This window comes from Rossellomorea sp. YZS02 (assembly GCF_033963925.1).
Lineage (GTDB): Bacteria > Bacillota > Bacilli > Bacillales > Bacillaceae_B > Rossellomorea.
The window spans coordinates 120,415-143,169 of sequence record NZ_JAXBLY010000005.1 but is presented as its reverse complement, the minus strand read 5'-3'; the positions used below and the strand labels follow the sequence as shown (position 1 = coordinate 143,169).

Annotated in this window: 13 protein-coding genes; 5 read left to right on the top strand and 8 right to left on the bottom strand. The window is 38.6% G+C overall.

The genetic code is table 11. The features are described 5' to 3' along the window. The first annotated feature begins 211 nt into the window (after nucleotides 1–211). On the top strand, nucleotides 212–1,246 hold the full coding sequence (locus SLH55_RS06900; RefSeq protein WP_320323099.1) for an LCP family protein: 1,035 nt from the start codon (nucleotides 212–214) through the stop codon (nucleotides 1,244–1,246). A gap of 103 nt (nucleotides 1,247–1,349) precedes the next feature. Here the strand turns inward: SLH55_RS06900 and SLH55_RS06895 are convergent, their stop codons facing one another. After that, nucleotides 1,350–2,399, bottom strand: a complete 1,050-nt coding sequence (locus SLH55_RS06895) for an MraY family glycosyltransferase (protein WP_320323025.1) — start codon at nucleotides 2,397–2,399, stop codon at nucleotides 1,350–1,352. Between the two features lie 356 nt (nucleotides 2,400–2,755). On the opposite strand from SLH55_RS06895, the gene secA2 reads away from it, so the two are divergent. The 3 genes from secA2 to SLH55_RS06880 all read left to right on the top strand — a co-directional run bounded on the left by secA2 (nucleotide 2,756) and on the right by SLH55_RS06880 (nucleotide 8,374). Further along, the gene (secA2, locus tag SLH55_RS06890) at nucleotides 2,756–5,119 is read left to right on the top strand and encodes an accessory Sec system translocase SecA2 (RefSeq protein WP_320323024.1); all 2,364 of its coding nucleotides are present in this window, start codon (nucleotides 2,756–2,758) and stop codon (nucleotides 5,117–5,119) included. 4 nt (nucleotides 5,120–5,123) lie between these two features. Further along, nucleotides 5,124–6,032, top strand: coding sequence for an accessory Sec system S-layer assembly protein (locus SLH55_RS06885; RefSeq protein WP_320323023.1), 909 nt, complete (start codon nucleotides 5,124–5,126; stop codon nucleotides 6,030–6,032). A 206-nt stretch (nucleotides 6,033–6,238) separates the two neighbouring features. Further along, a complete protein-coding gene (locus SLH55_RS06880) occupies nucleotides 6,239–8,374 on the top strand; it encodes a bifunctional metallophosphatase/5'-nucleotidase (RefSeq protein WP_320323022.1) in 2,136 nt (711 codons plus the stop codon). Between the two features lie 89 nt (nucleotides 8,375–8,463). On the opposite strand, the gene SLH55_RS06875 is transcribed toward SLH55_RS06880, so the two are convergent. From SLH55_RS06875 to SLH55_RS06845, 7 genes are all read right to left on the bottom strand, one after another. Beyond that, nucleotides 8,464–11,205, bottom strand: coding sequence for a phosphodiester glycosidase family protein (locus SLH55_RS06875; protein WP_320323021.1), 2,742 nt, complete (start codon nucleotides 11,203–11,205; stop codon nucleotides 8,464–8,466). A gap of 217 nt (nucleotides 11,206–11,422) precedes the next feature. Next, on the bottom strand, nucleotides 11,423–11,929 hold the full coding sequence (locus SLH55_RS06870) for an S-layer homology domain-containing protein (RefSeq protein WP_320323020.1): 507 nt from the start codon (nucleotides 11,927–11,929) through the stop codon (nucleotides 11,423–11,425). A 115-nt stretch (nucleotides 11,930–12,044) separates the two neighbouring features. After that, nucleotides 12,045–16,403, bottom strand: a complete 4,359-nt coding sequence (locus SLH55_RS06865; protein ID WP_320323019.1) for an S-layer homology domain-containing protein — start codon at nucleotides 16,401–16,403, stop codon at nucleotides 12,045–12,047. 393 nt (nucleotides 16,404–16,796) lie between these two features. Then, nucleotides 16,797–17,909 (bottom strand): glycosyltransferase, encoded by a 1,113-nt coding sequence (locus SLH55_RS06860; RefSeq protein WP_320323018.1) that lies wholly within the window; start codon nucleotides 17,907–17,909, stop codon nucleotides 16,797–16,799. Continuing rightward, nucleotides 17,887–19,362, bottom strand: coding sequence for an O-antigen ligase family protein (locus SLH55_RS06855; RefSeq protein WP_320323017.1), 1,476 nt, complete (start codon nucleotides 19,360–19,362; stop codon nucleotides 17,887–17,889). The genes SLH55_RS06860 and SLH55_RS06855 overlap by 23 nt, the downstream gene beginning before the upstream one ends. A 13-nt stretch (nucleotides 19,363–19,375) precedes the next feature. Then, nucleotides 19,376–20,095 carry a WecB/TagA/CpsF family glycosyltransferase gene (locus SLH55_RS06850; RefSeq protein WP_320323016.1) on the bottom strand — a complete coding sequence of 240 codons (720 nt, stop codon included), beginning with the start codon at nucleotides 20,093–20,095 and terminating at the stop codon, nucleotides 19,376–19,378. Between the two features lie 10 nt (nucleotides 20,096–20,105). After that, nucleotides 20,106–21,380, bottom strand: coding sequence for a nucleotide sugar dehydrogenase (locus SLH55_RS06845; RefSeq protein ID WP_413787082.1), 1,275 nt, complete (start codon nucleotides 21,378–21,380; stop codon nucleotides 20,106–20,108). 253 nt (nucleotides 21,381–21,633) lie between these two features. On the opposite strand from SLH55_RS06845, the gene csaB reads away from it, so the two are divergent. Then, the gene (csaB, locus tag SLH55_RS06840) at nucleotides 21,634–22,743 is read left to right on the top strand and encodes a polysaccharide pyruvyl transferase CsaB (RefSeq protein ID WP_320323014.1); all 1,110 of its coding nucleotides are present in this window, start codon (nucleotides 21,634–21,636) and stop codon (nucleotides 22,741–22,743) included. The last annotated feature ends 12 nt before the right edge of the window (nucleotides 22,744–22,755 follow it).

Genomic DNA, 22,755 nt, shown 5'->3' with positions numbered 1-22,755 from the left:
CTCACTTGTAATGTAAATTTCATTTTACGGTTGATTGGTTACATAGTAAAATATAATTTGGTGTAATTCGTCGAATAATGAAATCATTTAAGAGAAATTTATATTTACGGAGTGTCTTCCACTTTTTCTACAAGCATTCGAATTACATATTTGATTCTGATCAATTTGAATAATGATGATTTAAATCACCCCATAAAGGAGTTTTATGATTATGCCTGTTGACCGACATTATCAAAGAGTTGTCAAAAAGAAAAAACGCAGGAGACGTTTCCTATTCTTTTTGATTATTCCAGTGTTACTTATTGCATTTTCCGCCGCCGGATACGGTGCTTATTTATATAAAAAAGCAGAGACGGTGTTTTCAAATTCTTATAAAGATTTGGATGGACGAGAAAAATCTGATAAGCGTACCGATATTGTAAATCCTGAAGTTGATAATGTTTCTGTTCTCTTCATTGGAGTCGACGGAAGTGACAGCAGGGACTTTGGTGATAAGACAAGGTCCGACGCACTTATGCTTGCAACATTAAATGAAAAAGAAAAAAACGTGAAATTAGTAAGTATTCCGCGTGATTCTTATGTGTATATACCAGAAGTTGGCTATAATACAAAAATAAATCACGCCCATTTCTTTGGAGGACCCAAAGCAACGATTGAAACAGTCGAACAAACACTCGACATACCTGTTGATTATTATGTAAAAATGAACTTTTATGCTTTTATGGATGTCATTGATGCTTTAAATGGGATTAATGTCGAGGTTCCTTATGAAATCTTTGAAAAAGATGCTGAAGATAACCATGATGCTATTCACCTACAACCTGGTAAACAAAAGCTAAATGGTGAAGAGGCATTAGCCCTTGCCCGTACTCGTAAGCAGGACAATGACATCGAACGAGGAAAAAGACAGCAGGAAATCATTAAAGCGATCATGAAAAAAGCTGTATCTGCTAATTCTGTTTCAAAATATGATGATATTATTGAAGCGATCGGAAGTAACATGGAAACAAATATGACATTTGATGAAATGAAAGCATTAACGAGTTATGGATTAAACGGAAAGCTGGACTTAGAAACCTTATCCCTAGCAGGTGCGGATGATTATATCGATGGTACGTATTATTGGTCCCTGGATGAAGAAAACCTGGATGAAGTGAGCGAGACATTGAAGAGCCATTTAGATCTGAAGGAAGATTTCTCAATGGATCAAAGTCAAGAAGATACTGATGAAGATAGCCTGGAGTAAATCCAGGCTTTTTTTGTACAAAAATTCAATGTATATTATTGAAATGATAAACAGAGAATAAGCCAATAAAAAAATCGGGTTCAATAAATGAACCCGATTTTTATTAACTGTTATTTCGTTTAGTTTTCATGAATTTCAATAAAGGTTGATGATCATTTCCTATAAGCCCGATGCTTTCAACGAAGATCTGAATGGCAAATAGAAGGACGGCGATGAATATGAGCGACCCCCAAACAGTGGATTGAGAGAAGATTAAAGCCGCGAGACCAAACAATGCTGCAATTGCATATATAATGAGAACGGTTTGTTTATGTGAATATCCCATTCTTAATAGACAGTGATGCAAATGGGACTTGTCTGGCGCTGATAAAGGCTGCTTGTTCACAAATCGTCTAATGATTGCGTAGAACGTATCTGATATTGGAACACCCAGGATAATAACCGGGATGATAAGTGATACGACTGTGATGTTCTTAAATCCAAGTAAAGCAAGAACTGAAATCATATAACCTAAGAACAAGGCACCTGTGTCACCCATAAAGATTTTGGCAGGGTGAAAATTATAGAACAAAAACCCTAATGTGCTGACAAGAAGAATGGAAGCCATAACAGCAACGAAAGTATCTCCCATGATAACAGCCATTCCAGCAATGGTGATAAGAGCGATGGAAGAAACTCCAGCCGCCAATCCGTCCAATCCGTCAATTAAGTTGATTGCATTGGTTACCCCGACGATCCAGATGATGGTAAGTGGAATGCTCATAAAACCAAACTCGATTTGACCGCCAAACGGTAAGTTGATGAATTCTACCTGAGCACCGCCCCATACAACCACAAGAAGAGCCGCAACAATTTGTCCTAGAAGCTTATACTTTGCCGAAAGTTCAATCATGTCATCCAACATCCCCGTTAGGACGATAATGGCAGCACCAGCCAAAATGGCGGTTGAATAAACATTCTCAGGTTGTAGGATAATAACCCCAATGACAAAGCTTAGAAATATGGCTAATCCTCCGAGACGAGGCATGATTTTTTGATGTACTTTTCGTTGATTTGGTCGATCAGTAGCTCCGATTTTAAACGCAAGCATTTTCACCAATGGTGTCAGTATAATCGAGGCAATAAAGCATATAAACAAGGTTAAGTAAACCATGTAGTACCTCCTTAGTGATATCATATCCAAAAAATGATCATTTCATATTGCTATTTATATCTAAATGAACCAATTCCTTAGATCGAGTCATTTCATTATTAGGTAAAGCAAATCCAAAAATGATTATAACATTTAGTTTCATTGTTTCCTATACTAAAATTCTACAAATCTTGTAAAAGAGACAAAAGTATGACCCTTAACCTTTTTATACCCTTCTATAATAAGACGACAAACATTTCGTAAAAGTTGCATAAATTTGCTAATTTTTCAAGCTAGTAGTCTTTTTTTCTCAATTTTGATAAGATTAACTAATGATGGCGTACATTTCTAAGGACTGGTTAAGGAGAGAAAAATCGATGATAAACATATTAAAAAAAGCAGCAACTTCTGAACGCCAATTAAAAAAATACTATAAACAAGTAGAAAAGATAAATGCAATGGAAAGCACATTTGCTGATTATTCTGATGACCAATTAAAAAGTATGACCGAGTCATTTAAAGAAGACCTTAAATCAGGTAAATCCATTGCGGACATTACCATTGATGCCTTTGCAGTCGTTCGTGAAGCAGCGAAACGTGTTCTCGGGATGAGACACTACGACGTTCAACTAATCGGAGGGTTGGTCCTTTCGGAAGGAAACATTTCTGAAATGGCCACAGGAGAAGGTAAAACGTTAGTCGCCTCTCTCTCCTCTTATCTGCGTGCGTTGGAAGGTAAAGGGGTCCATGTCATTACGGTAAATGAATATTTGGCTACTCGTGACCGTGAACAAATTGGACGAATACATGAATTTTTAGGGATGACTGTAGGGCTGAACCTACCTTTAATGGATCCTTCTCAGAAAAAGATTGCTTACCAAGCAGATATCACCTATGGAGTAGGGATAGAATTTGGATTTGATTATTTACGTGACAATATGGCCCGTGACAAGAAAGACAAAGTTCAAAGACCTTATCATTTCGCGATTATTGATGAAATTGATAGCGTACTGATCGATGAGGCGAAGACCCCCCTTATCATTGCAGGAAAAATGCAATCAAGCGCAGACCTCCATTATATTGCAGCGAAATTAGCTAAACGTTTCAAACATGACACTGATTATGATTTTGATGAAGAAACAAAAGCGACAAGCTTAACGGATGTTGGGATAGAAAAAGTGGAAAAAGCTTTCGGTGTGGACAATCTTTACGAGTTGGAGCATCAAACTCTCTATCACTATGTCATACAAGCCGTCAGGGCTCATGTCATGTTTGAACGAGACGTAGATTATATTGTCCACGAAGGGAAAGTACTCTTAGTTGACATGTTTACCGGACGGACAATGGAGGGACGGACCTTAAGTGATGGTCTTCATCAAGCAATTGAAGCTAAAGAAGGATTAGTCATCACTGAAGAAAACAAGTCTCAAGCTCAAATCACCATCCAAAATTACTATAGAATGTATCCAATTCTTTCTGGAATGACTGGAACGGCAAAAACGGAAGAAAAAGAATTCAGGGAAGTTTACAATATGCAGGTCATCTCCATTCCAACGAATAAGCCAAAGATCAGAGTGGACATGCTGGACCGTGTGTACGAAACGACAGAACAAAAATATCAAGCCGTTCTTAATGAAGTGAAAGAACGTCATCGTACGGGTCAACCTGTTTTAATTGGAACTACCTCCATACTTCAATCAGAAAAGATTGCCAGTGTCCTCGATAAGGCTAAATTATCTTATGAGCTGTTGAACGCCAAGAGTGTTGAACAAGAAGTTCGATTAATATCATTAGCTGGTCAAAAGGGCCAAATCACCATCGCCACCAATATGGCAGGTCGTGGTACAGATATTCTCCTCGGTGAAGGAGTGGCAAGCTTAGGCGGGTTACACGTTCTTGGTACTGAAAAACATGAAAGCCGAAGAATCGATAACCAATTACGCGGCCGTTCAGGTAGACAAGGGGATCCTGGTTCAAGTCAATTCTTCCTTTCTCTTGAGGACGATATGTTTAGACGTTTCGCTAGTGAAGATTTAGAAAAATTCAACAAAAAGCGAAAAGTGAATGAGGACGGCCTTATCGAAAACAAAACTGTACATGAGTTAGTAGAGCGCACACAACGGATAGTGGAAGGTGCCAACTACTCCATGCGTGAGTACAATTTAAAGCTGGATGATGTAATAAATGAGCAGCGAAATGTTATGTATGAACTTCGAGAAAAGGCTTTATCCGGAGAGCAACTACTTCCTACCATTAAGAACATGGTAGAAAACACGTATCAAAACACTCTCGAATATACGTGTCCGGAGGATCAGCTTCCCGAAGAATGGAGAATGGATCAATTAAGCATCGTTACAAACCAGCTCTTCGTGAATCAAACCCATATTTCTGCTGATCTAATAGATCGTAAAGAGATCAATAACCATTTACATAGCACCCTTTTGTTAACAAATGAATTTATTGATAGCTTTGAAGAAAACCAACAATTGACGAAAACATGTGCCCAAATCATGATGAGCTTTGTGGATCTCCATTGGATTAGCCATCTAGAAAATATGACTAGACTTAAAGAAGGAATCGGATTGCGTTCCTATCAGCAAGAAGACCCGATGAGGATATACGCTAGAGAAGGACTGGAATTATTTTCTGACATGTTTTATAACTTGGAGAAAAACATCTCAATAGAAGTAATAGCATTATTAAAAAACATTAGGCAAACTGAGCAACAAGAGAAGGAGTGAAAATATGTTTCCCTTTTTCAAAAAGAAAAATGGTGATGAAGTAATTAAAACAGGAAAAGATACAACAATATCATCCGCCGAACTTATTGGAGATTCACAGGACATCCCTGAAGAGGATACTGTTTCAACAGAGCTTTCCTTTCACCCAAAATGGAAATTATCTAAAGAAAAAGAATACGTTTTTCGATTCCTTAACAACGATTTAACACCACTAAAGCCCAATCAAATATCCTTGGCTGGTGTTGATTTAACGCAAGAGGACAACAGCATTAACGTAACAGCTTTTTTACGGAACAGCCTCTCTAAAGCTATAAAAATAGAAAAGGTTGAAATCATACTCTTAGATGAAACGAAAACCATTCTTGCCAGAAAAGAATTTGATTTGGGAGAACTGGATGAAATACCACCAAAGAGCAGCCGTCCATGGATGTTTATCTTTGAAAAAGAGACATGGGAAACAGATGAAATCCCAAATGAAGGTTGGTCCCTTGCCTTTAATATCGGCTCTGCTCAACCTCACCGGCTTGATCTTGAACAAAGCTGGCAGGATTCCCTGCCAGCGGAAGAAAAAGAAAAGCTTGAGAAATTAGTCTCCACTCTTCCCAAGTTGAAGAAAAAAGAGTTTAACCTGATGCCTATTCAAACCCGTATGTTGGAAGACGGAAAAATTACATCAACCGTATTATTTAGAAATGGGAATCCAACATCTATTAAAATAAAACATCTTCCATTAGAACTTGTCGATGGTGATCAAGATATTATAGCAAAAGGGGCTTTCCCTATGGAAGATTTTGAAATAAAGGCAAACACGTCAAAACCATGGACGTTTATATTCCCGGCTGAAATGGTGAACAAACAAGAACCGAACTTTTCGAAATGCATCGTTCGCCCTATTCATAAGCACAAATCATAGTTCAATGACTTAGAAGGCTCTATAAAAAGAGCCTTCTTTTTTCATGGAAGCACACTCATTTGTAAAACAACTGATAATTCTATGTAAAAAAATTAAATTTTGAAAATAATAGGAAAGATTCTGATATAATAGACATAGATAGATAGATTTCGACATCCACTCTCGTTGGTTTCTATCAAATATGCATAAAGGGGAGAATCAAGATTATGACGAAACAAGCTTACCGTAAGATATTGGCTACTGCTACAACGGCCACGTTAGCAGCTAGTGCTTTTGCACCAATGGTATCTGCGGAACAATCAGATTTCACTGATGTTTCCAGCAGATATGTAGATGCAGTAAACTTTTTAGTATCAAAAGGAGCAAATGGTTATACAGAAGATATGTTTGGTACACATATGTCCATCAAACGTGTCGATGCAGCTGTACTTATTGCCAAAGTGCTTGAGCTTGATATGGAGAACGCCCCAGCTTCTGGATTTGAAGATGTACCTGCTCGTGCGGTTGGCGCAGTAAATGCGTTAAAAGACGCAGAAATTGCCATGGGTAAAAACAGCAAAACCTTTGACTCTGACAGTTATGTTACACGTGGGGAAATCGCGCTCTGGCTTGAAAGAGCTTTCCAATTGGAAGGAACGGCTGAAGTTCCTTTTAAAGATGTTAATTCACGATATAAAGATGCCGTTTCGATGCTTGTTGCAAACCATATCACACAGGGTATATCCGACACTTTGTTTGGTGTGGATTCGTTAGCGAAGCGTGGGGATTTCGCCATATTCCTACATAAAGCTTACCAGGCTATGGAAGACCAGGCTGATTTCCATCTGACGGTTATGCATACAAATGATACTCATGCTCACTTAGATAAAATTTCCAATCGGGCAACGGCTGTCAATGAAGTGAGAGATATGAACCCTGAAGCTTTATTACTGGATGCCGGGGATGTATTCTCAGGAGATCTATACTTCAATGAGTTTAAAGGACAAGCTGATCTAGCATTCATGAACGCACTGGGTTATGATGCAATGACATTTGGAAACCATGAGTTTGATCTTGGTGCCAGCGAAGATGGTCATAAAGCTCTTGCTGACTTTATCAAAGGAGCAGAATTCCCTCTTGTAAGTTCGAACGTGGACTTCTCTAAGGATGCACTATTTGATGGCCTGCAAAATGATGAAATTTCAGAAGATCCGTCTGAAGGTCAGATCTATAATGGAATTGTCAAAGAGATTGATGGTGAAAAGGTAGGGATATTCGGTCTAACCACAGAAGAAACACCGGATATCTCCAGCCCTGAAAGTGTCGAATTCCAAAATTATATCGATCGTGCCACGGCTATGGTTGATTCATTCGAAGCACAGGGAATTAACAAAATCATTGCTCTAACGCATATTGGATTTGACGATAGTCTTCAGTATGACAATGATTTAGAGCTGGCAAAATTAGTAGATGGCATCGATGTCATCGTTGGTGGGCATAGTCACACTGAGCTTGATGAGCCTGTCCTAAACGAAGATGGTGAGGAACCAACGATTATCGTACAAGCTGATGATTATGGGAATTTTCTAGGTGTGCTGGATGTAACGTTTGATGATGAGGGTGTCATTAATGGTTATGCAGGTGAGCTTCTGGATGTATCAGAGTTTGACGCTGACCCTACATTCTCAGACATGCTGAAACCTTATTCGGATCAAGTTGAAGCACTTAAAAATAAGGAAATCGGTGCTGACGCTGCTTCTGTTTTAGACGGTGTTCGTGAAAACGTACGTTCTAAGGAAACCAACTTAGGAAACCTTATTACAGATGGTATGCTTGCTAAAGCGAAATCAATCAACCCTAAGACTGTTGTAGCACTTCAAAATGGCGGAGGAATTCGTGAATCCATTGATCAAGGACCTATCACAATGGGAGAAGTACTTAAAGTAATGCCTTTTGGTAACGACCTTGCCATCATGGAACTGACTGGTGCTGAAATCAAGACAACTCTTGAACGCAGCGTAAGCTCAGTCCCTACTCCAAGCGGAGCGTTCTTACAAGTCTCTGGATTAAAGGTAAAATACGATAGCAGCAAGCCTGCAGGAGAAAGAATTGATTCTGTTGAAATCAGTGACGGTTCAAACTATGCCCCACTAGAAGATACTAAATCGTATTTCGTTGCAACCAATTCCTTTACCGCTAAAGGCGGAGATGGCTATGAAGTCCTGGCTAATGCCTATGCCGACGGACGTGTAAGTACGCCAGGATACATTGACTATGAAATGTTTATTGATTATCTAAAATCACTTCCAAGCGTTGATCCTCAGGTTGAAGGACGGATCATGGATGTGAACACCCAGAATTAAGATACGTTTATAGAAGCCTTTCGATTCGTTCGGAAGGCTTCTTTTTTATAAATAAAAAACGATGAAGCATTTGCTTCATCGCTCTTCTACTACTTTATGGTTCGATATAAAAATACACTAAACTCAGTTCGACTGATAGGGTTAGCCGGTCTAAAAGTTCCATCACTATATCCATTCGTTACGTTAGCTTCAGCTAAAGCTTTTACTGCTTCAAAGGCAAAGCTTGTAGTATAGTTATCCTTAAATGGATTTTCCGTTGCATTCGGAAGCTTATAAGCACGTTTTAAAATAACTGCCATTTCAGCCCGGGTTAGTTTTGCGTATGGGTCGAAGATGGTTCCCCCTTCTTTCCCTTGCATAATACCTGCATTTGCTACAGCTGCAATCTCACCGTAGTACCCATAAGACTTTGTAACATCTGTGAAGTTCGGATTTTGCGCAGAGTTTGTATCCAGCTTCAATGCGCGTGCTAACAATATCGCTGCCTGAACACGATTAAGGGATGTGTTTGGCTGAAATTTACCATCTGGAAAACCGCTAATGATCCCTTGATTAATAAGGTAATCCACCTCTGTCTCCGCCCAATAATTTAATCCTGTATCCTTGAACAGTGGTTCAACATGGCCGTCTTTATAAACAGCTTGTAATTGGTCAAGGTATATCGTTCCACTCGTTTTTAACTCTTCGTATGGCTGTGCAATGTATATTTGTTTCAATTTTAATGGTGCCTTCCAGGATGAATCCAAAGAAGCATTAATATACTTCCAACCGTTCCAGGATAAACCCTTTTCTTCGGTAAAATTGATCGTATGCTCATTTCCATCTCCATCAACAACTTTCCCTCTTACCCATTGAAGCTTTCCATCTCCAAACAATCTCAGGCCTATTTGAGCTGGTGTCCCGCTCAACCCAATTGGACTTTTGGCATCCAGGTAAGCTGCTGAGGTACCAGGTTCTGTTTTAGAAAATTGATAATTCCATTTTAAAGATTGGCTGCCTTCATATTTAGGCGTATTCAAATTTGAGATGCTTGAGGAAGCTTTCACATTACTTGTTGACCACTTATCCGTAGTATCAAATGAGTCGACTTCCAACACTTCGTCTCCTATCGTTACGGGTATGTTCACTTTCGTAGAACCATAGGACGCAATGATTGTACCACTGGCTACGCCGTCTTTAGCAGTGAAAAGTCCTTTGGAATCGATTGTACCAATATCCCCACTTACTGACCAATGAATGGAGGAATTATTCATAATGACTGGTGCATTAGCTGTATCCCATCCACTTGCCTTTAATTGAATCTTTTGCCCACTCATGGTCTTCACATTGTTAGGTGACACAGTTAATTTTCCAATTTCATCGACTACTTTAATCGGTAAGTTTTTTGAAGCAATACCGTACTGAACAGACAAACTTCCTTCACCTGCTTTTGCAGCTGTAAACGTCAATCCGTTCACATTGCCCAAACCTTGACTATCTACTACATTTACATTTGAAGGGTTAATTTGAACTGGATTGTAATATTGGTCAAGAACATAATCAAGATTTACTTTGACACTAGCCCCTTTCAGCAACACACCTTCAGCAGACTTTCCTGCGTAGATGTAAGTAGGCATTCCTTTTGGAGCAGTAGAAACCGCCATTAAAGTGGTAGAGACTGACCTCTCAAAGCCATCAGATGGACGGTTCGCCAATTTCACCTGGAAATCCCCAGGGAACCGGGTTGCCATTGTGGTCGAGCCTCCACCATCAATATTTAGAGCTTCGTCTATCCCCATACTCTTAAGGTGTTGAGCAAATTCTGTCAGACTCATTCCAGTACTGTAACCAGATTGTCGACCATCTACTGTGACAAAATATACTTTCCCACCCGTTCGATCAATGGCTACTGCCGTTCTGGGGGCCCTTTCTCTAGCTCTCGGGCTGTCAGGGTCCATGCTAAGAGAAACCTGTCCGTCTTTCACTAATAGTGGTCCGCCGGCTAACATAAAATCTGAATTCTTCCATTCAGAATCGATATTGACTGAGAGATTAATAGGGTCACCTATCTTCATATACTTTAAAGCTTCTAAACTATCACCATGGGCCGATAACACAAAGCCATCTGATGGTATTTTAGTATTCGTTGAGTCACCATGACGTCGAATAGATTGAACTGTCCCTGTTAAAGTAGAACCAAATTCTAAATCCAGCTTTGAATTTAAATTACTCACTACGACTTCCATTCCATAAGGATTGGTATTCGTATATTCACTTGGAAAATCAGGAGTATATAAAATCAAATTATCATAAGAACGTTCTTTGTTTGTACTGGTAATTGAATAGTTCTTTCCATTATGTACAAAGGAGAGATCTAATTTATAATGTCCGATCTTACCCTTTCCCTGATTATCTATACCAAATGCGATGGGCTCATTCACGTACTGATCTTCACCTGTAGCAATGATTCCAGCATTCACTAATTTGTTATGATACGAAATAAGATACATAGGAAGTCGGTCCTGATTAAAAAAGGAACCATTCACTGCACCCACAACCTGATGCTGTTCTGTAGTATGTGCTATAGCTTGTGAGGTCGTTCGAGACAATTGATTAAGTGGATTCGGTACACCCACCTCCACTTTCGTATATGGATCGGATAAATTCATTTCAAGTGATTTAATCGCTTGATCGCTAGTTGAAGTGATACGAGTATCTTTATACCAAATGCCAGAAGATGCTTTAAACTGTTCTACTATATTAGTAGCCGCCAAAGCAGATGAAGTCGAAAAAAGCTGAAGGAATAACAACAACACAACAAAAGATGTAATCAATTTATGCTTGGAAAACAACACATTTCCTCCCTTTACAATTCTAGTAAGTTTCCCTACTAAAGTATAAACTTTCATACTAGGAAAAAACAATGATTCATTCGACATAAATTCCCAAAAAGTGAGTTTTTTTGAAATCATATTTCTTCATTATCTACTATTGTAGTAGTGTCCATTTCAAAATCAAAAAGCGTACCAAATGCGATCGCATTTGGTACGCTTTTTCACAAAACTTGTATTATTGAAAACTCTCTTCCATTGCTCGGGCCATAAAAATAGAGAAGTGGGCACGGGTTAATGAAGTATCCGGTCTAAATGTCTTATCACTATAACCCAATGTAATGCCATTGTTTTCAAGTGCAAGCACATACTCTCTTCCCCAGAAACTTGAAACATCCGTTAGCTTAGTTGAGGAAGTGTTCGCCTTAAGATTAAATCCTTTAGAAATGATTGCGGCCATTTCACCGCGTGTTAATTTCTTATATGGATCAAACTTACTAGATGAAATAAATTCATCGAACAAACCTTCATCGATTACTGCACTGATTTGCTTATAACCTGCCATTGATTTTGATAAATCTGTCTGCGAAGGGCTTGGACGATTATTAGTATCCAGATTTAATGCTCTTGCCACCATAAGCGCAGCTTGTTGTCTTGTGATTTCCGTATGAGGTTGGAATTTACCATCGCTAAACCCGTTTATCACGCCTTTTCTGTTATGAGCAGAATATTTTGATTTGAACATTCTTTGAAATTTTAACGAATTTGGTCAAGATAAAATTATTTCATGCGATAGATAAAAAGAAGCTATGGAAATTAGATTCCCATAGCTTCTCTTCAAGAATATATCATTTTAAAAATTATACAGGAGTAATTGCATCAATTCGTGTTTGTAAATCTGTTTTAGCTTGACTATCTGGAAGAGCATCCACTAAACCTTTGGCTGCATCAACATCAGCCTGAGTTTTGCTAGTTTCAGCTTTTTTAACAGCATCAGTTGCTTCTGTAAGTGAAGCAGCAGCATCTAAAGCTTCTTGTGTTACTGTGAAATCAAACTCTAAAGTATCACCATTATATTGTACAAATACTTTTGCTGTACCTTTAGATTTTGCATTTACTGTGATTGCTCCATCAACTTTATTAACCGTTAATACTGAAGAATCATCAGTTGTTACAATAGCATTTGATTCGTTAATTTCGAAGATTTCACCATATTGGTCTAATGCATCAATTTCAAATGAAACTGAACCAAATTCTTCTCCATCTTTCGCACCTTTACCGTCTAAAGCAACTTGAATTCCAGCAACTTCAGTATTTGCATCTAGCTCAATACCTTCAACATCTTTAACAGCAGTAGTACCCATTTGAGCAGATTTAGCAGCATTACTAAACTTAATTTCTACTGTATCTGATTTAAGGTTTGGAGACTGAACTTTAATTACTGCAGTTCCTGCATAACCAGCAGTGAATGTAACATCACCATTAGCATCTACAGATACATCAGAAACATTTCCAGCTGTACCATCAGATTTAGTTACGCTCTGGACTGTCCAAACATAGTTACTAGGATCAACAGAAACTTCTTTTCCAGTTGAGTCAAATGAAGTTGCTGATAAATCAACCGTTTCACTAGTGTGGTGTAAAGATTTAATGTTTTTCTCATTAATATTTACAGAGCTTACTAGTGAGCCAATTGAATCGACTGTTACATTTACTTTTGCAGTTTTTGTAACGTCCCCTTCTACAACAGAAACTGTCAGGTCTGTAGTTCCTTTAGCTTCACCTGTAAGTGTTACTTTGTAACCAATTAAATTATCTTTACTATCTTTAACTTCTGTTACATTTGTTTCTCCTGATACTACACCTTCAGTACTAGCAACAACTGTTGGAGTAATAGCTTTTAGTTTCCCATATTGGTCAACTGGAGTAATCATAATTTCGTTAGTACCACCAAGTGCAACTTTTGCAGAAGTTTTATTTACCGTTACATTGTTTAATGTGCGTGCTGCATTAACTGTAATTTCAAATGAACCTAGAAGATCTTCCCCGTCCATTAATTTTACAGTATAAGTACCTTTGGCAGCTGTATCAGCATTCACTTCAAATCCAGTTACTAAATCAGTACCTGTAGCTCCTGTAACTAACTTTTTGTCAACAGTTTTCGCAAGTGAAACTGTTAAGTCAGAAGCAGATTGTTCAGAAGATTTCGGCTCAATAACGATATCTTCAGCTGAAATAGTACTTGCTGCTACATCAAATTTATTAGAATACTGGTCTGCGAATGTTACTGGAACAAATACTGAAGGATCATTTGCAATTAGAGTATCAGTTGCTGTGCCAAATGTTGCTTTTGTCAACTCACTAGCTTTTACAACATTTACACTGTAGTTTAATGAAGCTTCTGATCCATTTACAGTTACTAGAACTGACTTAGCTCCCGCTGTCGCAGATGAAGCATCAAATGTAATTGTATCAGCGATTCCGTCTTTATTATCAGAAACGACACCTGTTAATCCACCAGAAGCAGTAACTTTTACAGAAGCTGCTGGTACATCGATTACTTCACCATGTTTATTTTTGAAAGTTACTTTTTGAGTTACAGTTGAACTTCCTGCTGTTAGAGAGTTGTCAGCAATTTTTCCTACTTCAATATCACTAACACTACTGTTAATTGTTGAAGTAACATTAAACTTAGAAGTTTTCTCTCCAACCGTCAATTCTACTGAGTACATTTTAGACGGGTTATTCGCAACCGCACTCTCAGCTTGTGAATCACGTGAAGTTAATACTTTTAATCCTGTAAGATTTCCGTTTGTATCAGTAACTTTCTCAATTGTTACTTCCCCAGTAACTTCTTTACCTTCTGAGTCCTTCACTACCAAACCAACGTCTGAAGCTTTAACTCCGATAACATTTCCTAATTCGTTTGTGAATTTCACATATGAATCTTTTTCTTCTGAAGGATTAATTTTAACATTTGCTTTTGTCAATGCAGCTTTGTTTTCAACTGAAACAGATGCACTAGAAGCATCAATACTATCTAATACGCCTTGGTTTACTGTTAAAGTAAGAGGTGTTGAAACTTTTGTACCGTTCGGTAAGAAGACGTTGATGTCAGCAGTTCCTTCAGCAAGCATATCAACAGTAATCGTCTTAGCTTGAGCTGCACCGTCAGAAGATTTGGATGTAACTTTTGAACCGTCTAATGAAACAATTGTCTCATCTGAAGTAGTCCATCTTAATTTTTGTCCAGCACCTAAATCAATTGGGTTGTTAAATTGGTCACGAATATCTGCAGTTAATGTAATGTTTTGAGTACCTGCAGTTTGTGTAGCATTTGCTACTGAAATAGCAGAGATAGTAGTCGGAGCAGCTACAACATCTTTTTGTACAACGTAAGATGCAGTTTGAGTCCCTAATACAGTTCCTTTGCTATCTTTATTTGTAAGAGTCAGGGAAACCATTGAGTTAGCAGTAAGATTATCTGCAATTGTTACAAATGGTTCAGAACCGTCTAATGATACGTTTAGTGGGAAACTTCCCATCACACCAGTTACTGTTAGGTTGTCATCAAGTTCAGTATATTTAGAAGTTACATTTTCACCATACTGATCAATTAATTTAAAGTATACTTTTTGATTAGTTGAATTAGTAACTCCACTAGTAGTGAAATCAAAATCTGCAATAACAGAAGCTTCTTTAACAACTGAAACAGTAGTTTCTACTAATTCGTTACCAGCTGCATCTTTAAGTCCGCTAAGAACTACATTGTAAGTACCAGCAGTATAACCAGCTTCTTTGTTTATCCATACTTGAGTTCCATCTTCGGATAAAGTAGTTTCTACTTCTTTACCGTTCACTGTTACAACTGGAGTTCCAGTTACACCTTCTGAAAGATTAAGAACTAAGTTTTGATAATCAGCAACTTCTCCACTTTCAACAACTGGAGCTGTCATATCAAGTGTCACCATTAACTCTTTAGTAGAAACGTTACCAGCTGCATCCGTAGCAGTTACAACGATTGTGTTTTCACCTTCAACAAGAGTAAGTGCACTTGCGTCAGCTTCTTCTCCGTTAAGAGTTGTTACAACAGTTGAACCTTCTTCAGCAGAAACTTCAAGCGCTAATTCAGCAGTGTTAACTACTTCAGCAACTTCAGATACTGATAATTCAGGAGCCACTGTATCAAGTGTTACCATTTTTGTCACTGTAGTTTCTACTCCGTATACAGAAGCAGTTACTGTGATTGTGTTTTCTCCTTCAGCTAATTCGATAGCGTAAGTTCCATCTTCGCTCGCTTCAACTTCAGTTTCACCAACCATTACAGTTACGTCAGAACCTTCAGTAGCTTCTACTGTAAGGGTATGCATAGCTTCTTTCGTAATAGCGCCGTCAGTTACACCAGAAACCATTAATTCTGGAGCTTCCACTTCGAATGTTACTGTAGCAGTGTATTCTACATCATCAATCATGAATGTAACTTCAGTTTCTTCGTTTGCAACAAGTGCTTCATCAAGAGTTACTTCGTGAGTAGACTCATCGCTAAGTGTTACTGATAAAGTCATATCATCAATTGCACTTACAGAAGTTACTTCAAGAGCAGGCACTGGATCTACATTCATTGTTCTGTATAGAAGAACAGCAAACTCACCACGAAGGATTTCTGTGTTCGTACCGAAAGTTGTTTCTGTTTTACCAGAAGTGATTCCAGCACCGTAAAGAGCTTCAATGTAAGATCCGAAAGTTGCAGTTAAGTCTGTGAAAGGTGTGTCAACTGCTTCATCTTGAAGATCGTAAGCGTTAACTAGGATTTTCGCCATTGCGCCACGAGAAAGCTCAACGTTCGGGCGGAATTCAGTATCATTGAATCCATCCATGATTCCAGCTTCAACAAGTGCGTTAACTGATCCTTTTACACGGTTGTTTACATCTTTGAAACCAGCATCAGGAGCGTTTTCAGTGTCAAGACCTAAAGCGTTAGCAATGATGACTGCTGCATTACCACGGTCAAGGCTCATGTACGTACCGAAAGTAGTTTCAGTGTAACCTTTTGTGATGTCGTTCATGTATAAGAAGCTGACTGCCTCTTCATAGTTTTTGTTAACGTCAGTGAATGGGTGTTCTGCTGCAGAAGCTGCAGGAGCGATTGCAGATGCAACTAGAGCTGCTGTTGTACCAGCTGCAACAAACTTACGATAAGACTTTGATTTGTAAGCCATTTAAATAATTCCTCCTAAAGGTATGTAATGTTTGGGTAATTGGGTAATCCAGGTTAAACATCAGCCTATTAGACTAAAAGTTTTCAAACACCAGATAGCTACTACTAAACTACTAGTTATAGTTCGGCATAATTTTTAATAATTTTGTATTATTTGAAAAGAAAATGTCGAAAAACTAATAGATTAGAAAACTCATATCCTTATTCTAGCAGAAACATGGAAAAATTCAACCTTATTTTACATATTTTTTCCCTATTCGATAAGAGTGGGTAATGAGGAAAAATATGTGTAAAAAGGTTGAATTTATGCATTTCTAGGTCTTTAGGATAATCAACAATATTCATTATATACCTAAATTTACCTTATATTCCATTTTATTTCCAAAAAAATAATTCAATTTTCATCTTTTATTTTTAAATATGTGCTATAAGTATCGTTGTGTAGTCTTTGCAACGAGTATTCCTTTATGGCTCTGTCCTTTAATTGAAAAGCCTTTTCCTTAAGGACACCGTTCTTTTTATCCTCAATGGCTTCCTTAATCGCATTGGTAATGCCATCTACCTCTCCTACCGGAACGACCCAGCCGAAGCGTTTTTCACTGATCAGATCCTTTACCCCTCCAACATCTGTTGAAATGACTGGGGTTTCAGCCCTTGCTGCTTCAAGAATGACCAGTGGAAAACTCTCACTATAAGACGCTAGAAGTTTCACATCGGATAACGCCAAGTATGAATGAACATCTTTTTGATACCCTAAAAATTTAATTTTTTCAGACAACTCAAGCTGGTCGACTTTCTGTTTTAATTCGTTTCCAATAGGTCCGTCCCCAATCAATAAAAGTTTCACCTGATTATATCCTTGGTTTGACAAATCTTTTATGGATTTAAAAGCAAGTTCGTGACCTTTTATTGGATGTAGTCTGGCGACCATGACAATAAGGAAGTCAGTTTCTTTCAGGCATAAATCTTCTCTTGTGATTTTTTGTTCATATACTTCATCGAACGGAATGCTATTATAAATAACAAAAATTTTCTTAGAATCGAGTCCAAATTCAACTAACATCTCTTTGAACCGGTTCGAAACAGCAAAGAAATAGTCAATTTCTTTTAGAACTTTCATGTTCAGCCAGGTAAAGACCTTCCCCTTCACTCCACCTTTGATGAAATCCTTAGAAGGATCGCTATGTATGGTCGTAATCCACTTAAAATTAATTTGTTTTCTGAGAAAATAAGTAAACAGGTTTGCACGGGGACCGTGGGTGTGAACGATGGTAATGTTTTGTTCTTTAATGAGGGTTTTGATTTTTTTTAATACGGAGAAGTCATAGCGAGACGATTGTCCGAATAATACGACGGGTAATCCCAACTCCCTTGCTTCCTTTGAGAGCTTTCCTTCTTGAAAGACACCTAACATAACCTCTTCTTTGTTAAATTGCTGCAATAAAGAAATCAGGTGGTTTTTTGAACCACCTGTTTCCCCACCGCTAATGAGATGTAATACTTTCATTGCGATTTCTCTCCTTATATTCTTTTTCATTTAATATGAAGCCGATCATCATAAAGAAATATAGAGTGAATGTTTTATCTTCCCAAATGTTATAAATGAAGCCGCACCAGTAAATTCCTACCAATAGCGCAAATGCAGGGATTGCAAAGCGGGAATCTTTCCGCAGCTTCCAAAGAGCATATAGCATACCCAGTAAGAAAACGGCAAATGCAATCACCCCGAGAGCTCCTGTTTGAACAATCACCTGGATGTACTGATTATCAGAATAGATATCATATGTGATTCCATAATCATCATAAATCGGTGAAGAATAGCTCTTGGTAGCTGAGTCACCGTACGTAGCAAATCCTGTCCCAATAACAGGATGGTCTTTAAAGACTTCGAATCCGGTCAGTACAATGAATAAGCGTCCCGTTTGTTTACTCAGTTCAATGGTGCTTTGTTCAAATGTTTGCTCCCATCGTTTTCTCTCAGTGGATTTGCCATCACTTTCCGGCTCATCTTCCGGCGGGCCTGTTCTTTCTATTTTCCCTAAATCTGTGTTCTGTATCCATTGAGTGGCTTTTGCCACAGGGAGATTAATTAAGATGAAACTTGCCGCCAATATAAGAATTGACTTTTTAAGCACATTCCAATTCCGAGTTAATAGTAAATAAATGACATAAGAAATCCCAAATCCAATAATCGTTCCCCTGGAATACGTTAGAGTCCATACACCCATCATAAGAACCATGGAAATGATCAAGAATATTTTGGTACCCTTTTTAAGAACAAGTTGCTGTAAATATAGAGTACAAATAAATGCAATCGATAAATACACCGCCAAAACATTTGGATTATTAATCAACCCATAAATACGAGTAGCATTATTAGGTGATAATTGACGGTTTACCCATGTTTCTGGCATAAACATACTGCGAATAGATAATTTCTCTACTAAACCTTGTACAGTTAAAACCATGGCCACCGTGAACGTCACCTGAAGGAATCTCGCTACATCTTCCTTTGTAATGCCTAGGCGTTTTACAGAGTAATAAACAAGATAGGTAATAAAGAATGCACGAATTTGGAACACGATGGCTGCTATTTCTACTCCAGTTAGAAATGCTGCTACCGTTCCAATCAGCATAAAGGCAAAGAACGCCCATTCAAAATGTGCAAATTGAAATAATGATTTAATGTTTTTCTTATGATCCCAAAGGACTCTTAAGAATACGGCAATGATGATGATATCGCCAGCAAGCTTAAGTCCCGGGTTGATTTCTGTTAAGAACGATCTCATAGGAAAATATATTAATAATGACAACAAGCCGTCTTTAGGCTTAATAAAAGCAAGTACAGCCAATACCAAGGATACACCCAACCCGATTTTCGAGTTCGGTATAATCAACGCAGCAATGTATAGAACTGCTGCTGCCAGGATGTACAGGTACCTCTCTTTCAACTCTTTCATAATAGAACCCTCTCTATTTGTTTTTACTGAATAGAACTTTTGCTAAAAATTGTGGAAGCGCCATTTGCCGTTTCAGGCGTTTAGGTTCCTTCATCAGTCGATAAAGCCACTCAATACCGAATTTACGATAGATCTTCGGCGCACGTTTCACGTGACCGGCAAATACATCAAAGCTCCCGCCGACACCTTGATAAACCAGCGTATTCAATCTCGGCATATTTTCTCTGATCCAAAGCTCCTGGCGCGGGCTTCCCATCGCAACGAACAGAAGCTTTGCACCGGAAGCATTTATCTGCTGAACAAGAGCATCATTATCTTGAATATATCCGTTCTGATATCCTGAAATGGTGATTCCGGGATATTTCTTTTTGATGTTTTCCGCAGCTTTGGATACAACCTCTTCTTTCGCCCCATACAGAAATACACCGTGCTTTTCTTCCTGGGCAAATTGAAGAAGCCTCTCCATCATATCTACACCTGTAACTCGGGATCGGATTTGGCCTCCTTTTAGTTTGGAGGCCAACAGAATTCCGACACCATCCGGAATTTGGTACGTGGCTGAATTGATCAGCTCTCTCAAATCCGGATTTTTCTCACCCTTCATCACTTTTTCAGGGTTGACAGCAATGATTGTAGAGGTTTGATTTAGACTGATACGCTTCTTAATATCTTCAATAATTTCTTCATACGTGTATGGTGATACATTAATGCCAAAGTAAGACTCTTTCTTCATGTCATCCACCTTATTCTTGGATTGAACGTAAATTCGTCAAATCACCGATTCGATATACCACTAAATTCTCGAATTCAGGTACGCAATTTTTTGTGTCGAATACGACTGGTGCCTTTAAGCCTTTTACCAGAACCTGCTCATCCATTACTTTGAATTCATTGTGATCTGCCAGCACGAGTACTAAGTGAGCATCCTTGATTGATTCCTCAAAAGAATATAGCGGGAATGAAACCTGCTCATCACGCACATGAGGATCATGTGCTCGCACATCGAATTTAGGATGGTTAACAAGCATTTTCGTAATATCAAGTGCCGGACTTTCACGCACATCATCGATATTTCCTTTATACGTAAGTCCAAAGACAGCAATGGTCGGATTCTCGATTTCAGCAGTCAATCTTTCCACCTGTGACACAACAAACTCAGGCATGGAGTTATTAATCCCTCTGGCAGTCTGAATAAGCGGAGATTCATTCATCGCTTTTTCAACAATAAAGTATGGATCTACTGCCAGACAGTGTCCTCCTACTCCAGGTCCAGGCTGATGCAGGTTAACTCGTGGATGTTTGTTGGCCAATTCAATGACATCATGAGCATTTACATTTAACTTAGCTGAAATTTTAACAAGCTCATTTGCTAAAGCAATGTTAACATCCCGGAATGTGTTCTCCATCAACTTAGACATTTCGGCTGTAACAGCTTCCGTTTCAATCACATCACCTGTTACAACTTGACGGTACACATCTCCCGCACGTTTGGAAGCTTCTGGAGTTATTCCGCCTACAATTCGGGTATTCTCGATCAATTCAATCAGAATACGCCCAGGAAGGACACGTTCAGGACAGTGGGCTAAATAGACATCCTCAAGCGGGTTCAATCCACTTTCTTCTATAATAGGGGCTACCACGTCATTGATGGTTCTTGGAGGGATGGTCGATTCCACAATGATGACATTCCCTTTTTTCAGATATGGCAGGATTGCTTTTGTTGCACTGACAACATAATCCACATTCGCTGTTTGATCCTCATGAATCGGTGTCGGAACGGCTATAATAAAGGCATCTGCATCTTCAGGAGTCACAGAGCCGCGAAGTTTACCACTTTCAACTACTTCTTTAACGAGTTCCGGAAGGCCGACTTCCTCAATGTGAACTTCTCCGTTGTTGAGCTTTTCGACAACTTTCTCACTTACATCTACACCAACAACCTCAATACCTGATTTAGCGAAGATGGCTGATGTAGGTAAACCTATATATCCTAATCCTATTACACAAATTTTTTCCATCATTAAGAAACCTCTTTTCGAGTAGTTAAGTTCGACAATTTCCTAGTTAGTATATCAAATGACGTCGAAGCTTGCATCATTTACATTGATAGTAATTGCTAGTAATAGTTCTGAGTGATAGAATATAGTTTGATTTTCAAGTGTGCATATCATACACTATGAATTATTTTATTTTTACAAAAAATGAAGTGTAAGTGGCTTCCCTGAAGCATTCTTATAAGAATTACACGACATATAAAGGAGGAAAACTTCTTTGAAGAAGTTTGTAATTTCTGGATTTTATGGTTTAGGAAACACAGGTGACGAAGCAATTTTAGAAGCAATTATTGACAATTTACGTGAGGAATTTGAAAACCCTGATATTACCGTTTTTTCACTTTCACCTCAGAAGACGGCACAAGAGCATAATGTGAAAAGTGTTTACCGTGCCTGGAGAAGAGAGAATAAAGAGAAGGTCAAGGCTTTGAGAGAGGCAGACCTTTTAATAAGCGGAGGCGGCGGTCTCTTGCAAGATGCTTATCCGACCAAATTCTTGTTTGGACCCCTTCCATATTATCTGTTAATCGTGCTATTAGCTAAGATGTGCAATACAAAGGTCATGTTTTTCTCTCAGGGAATTGGACCTGTAACATCAGGTTGGGGCAAGTTCTTAATGAAGCTCGCAAACCTGGCAGACTTCATAACAGTAAGGGATCAATATTCTAAAGAGCTTCTGCACAAGCTTGGAGTCAGGAAGCCTGAAACAGTGGTTACATCAGACATTGTGTTTGCTTTCCAGGCAAAAGATGATGATATCTGCATCAAGTCTCTTCCATTAAAGGGAGATGAGAAGTTGGTGGCGGTCTCCGTTCGACCTTGGTTCGACCGTATTCAACAATTCGAACAAATGGCCCAGGTTCTTGACAGACTGATTCAAGAAGAAGAAGTGACCCCTGTCTTTGTACCAATGGAGGGTCACCATGATGTTGATGCAAGTGAAAAGGTCATGAGCTACATGAAACACCCTGAGAAAACCATCATGTTAGGCAAAGATTTTACACCTAACCAATACCTGAATTTCATCGGGGAATGTGAGATGACAATCGGGATGCGCCTGCACGCTTTAATCTTCTCAACTTTAAAGGGCATTCCTCATATCGGATTCAGCTATGATAAGAAGGTAGAAAGTTTATTAAAGCGAAGTGGAATGTGGAAGTATTCTGCCGACCTTGATAATATTGATGTAAACCAAGTGACAGAAAATGCAAGAACGATCCTTCATAACCGTGAAGAGGAATCGATGACGGTTAGAAACAATGCTGAAGGAATGAGAAATGAAGCGAAGAGAAATCTACATTTAATGAAAGAAAAATTCTTTGCCTAAATTTTATAGGAG

Excerpts from the sequence above, each read along its gene's own strand:
- SLH55_RS06865 (WP_320323019.1), bottom strand. The coding sequence starts at position 16,403 with ATGGCTTACAAATCAAAGTCTTATCGTAAGTTTGTTGCAGCTGGTACA.
- secA2 (WP_320323024.1), top strand. The coding sequence starts at position 2,756 with ATGATAAACATATTAAAAAAAGCAGCAACTTCTGAACGCCAATTAAAA.
- SLH55_RS06895 (WP_320323025.1), bottom strand. The coding sequence starts at position 2,399 with ATGGTTTACTTAACCTTGTTTATATGCTTTATTGCCTCGATTATACTG.
- SLH55_RS06900 (WP_320323099.1), top strand. The coding sequence starts at position 212 with ATGCCTGTTGACCGACATTATCAAAGAGTTGTCAAAAAGAAAAAACGC.
- SLH55_RS06850 (WP_320323016.1), bottom strand. The coding sequence starts at position 20,095 with ATGAAGAAAGAGTCTTACTTTGGCATTAATGTATCACCATACACGTAT.
- SLH55_RS06860 (WP_320323018.1), bottom strand. The coding sequence starts at position 17,909 with ATGAAAGTATTACATCTCATTAGCGGTGGGGAAACAGGTGGTTCAAAA.
- SLH55_RS06880 (WP_320323022.1), top strand. The coding sequence starts at position 6,239 with ATGACGAAACAAGCTTACCGTAAGATATTGGCTACTGCTACAACGGCC.
- SLH55_RS06845 (WP_413787082.1), bottom strand. The coding sequence starts at position 21,380 with ATGGAAAAAATTTGTGTAATAGGATTAGGATATATAGGTTTACCTACA.
- SLH55_RS06855 (WP_320323017.1), bottom strand. The coding sequence starts at position 19,362 with ATGAAAGAGTTGAAAGAGAGGTACCTGTACATCCTGGCAGCAGCAGTT.
- SLH55_RS06885 (WP_320323023.1), top strand. The coding sequence starts at position 5,124 with ATGTTTCCCTTTTTCAAAAAGAAAAATGGTGATGAAGTAATTAAAACA.
- SLH55_RS06870 (WP_320323020.1), bottom strand. The coding sequence starts at position 11,929 with ATGTTCAAATCAAAATATTCTGCTCATAACAGAAAAGGCGTGATAAAC.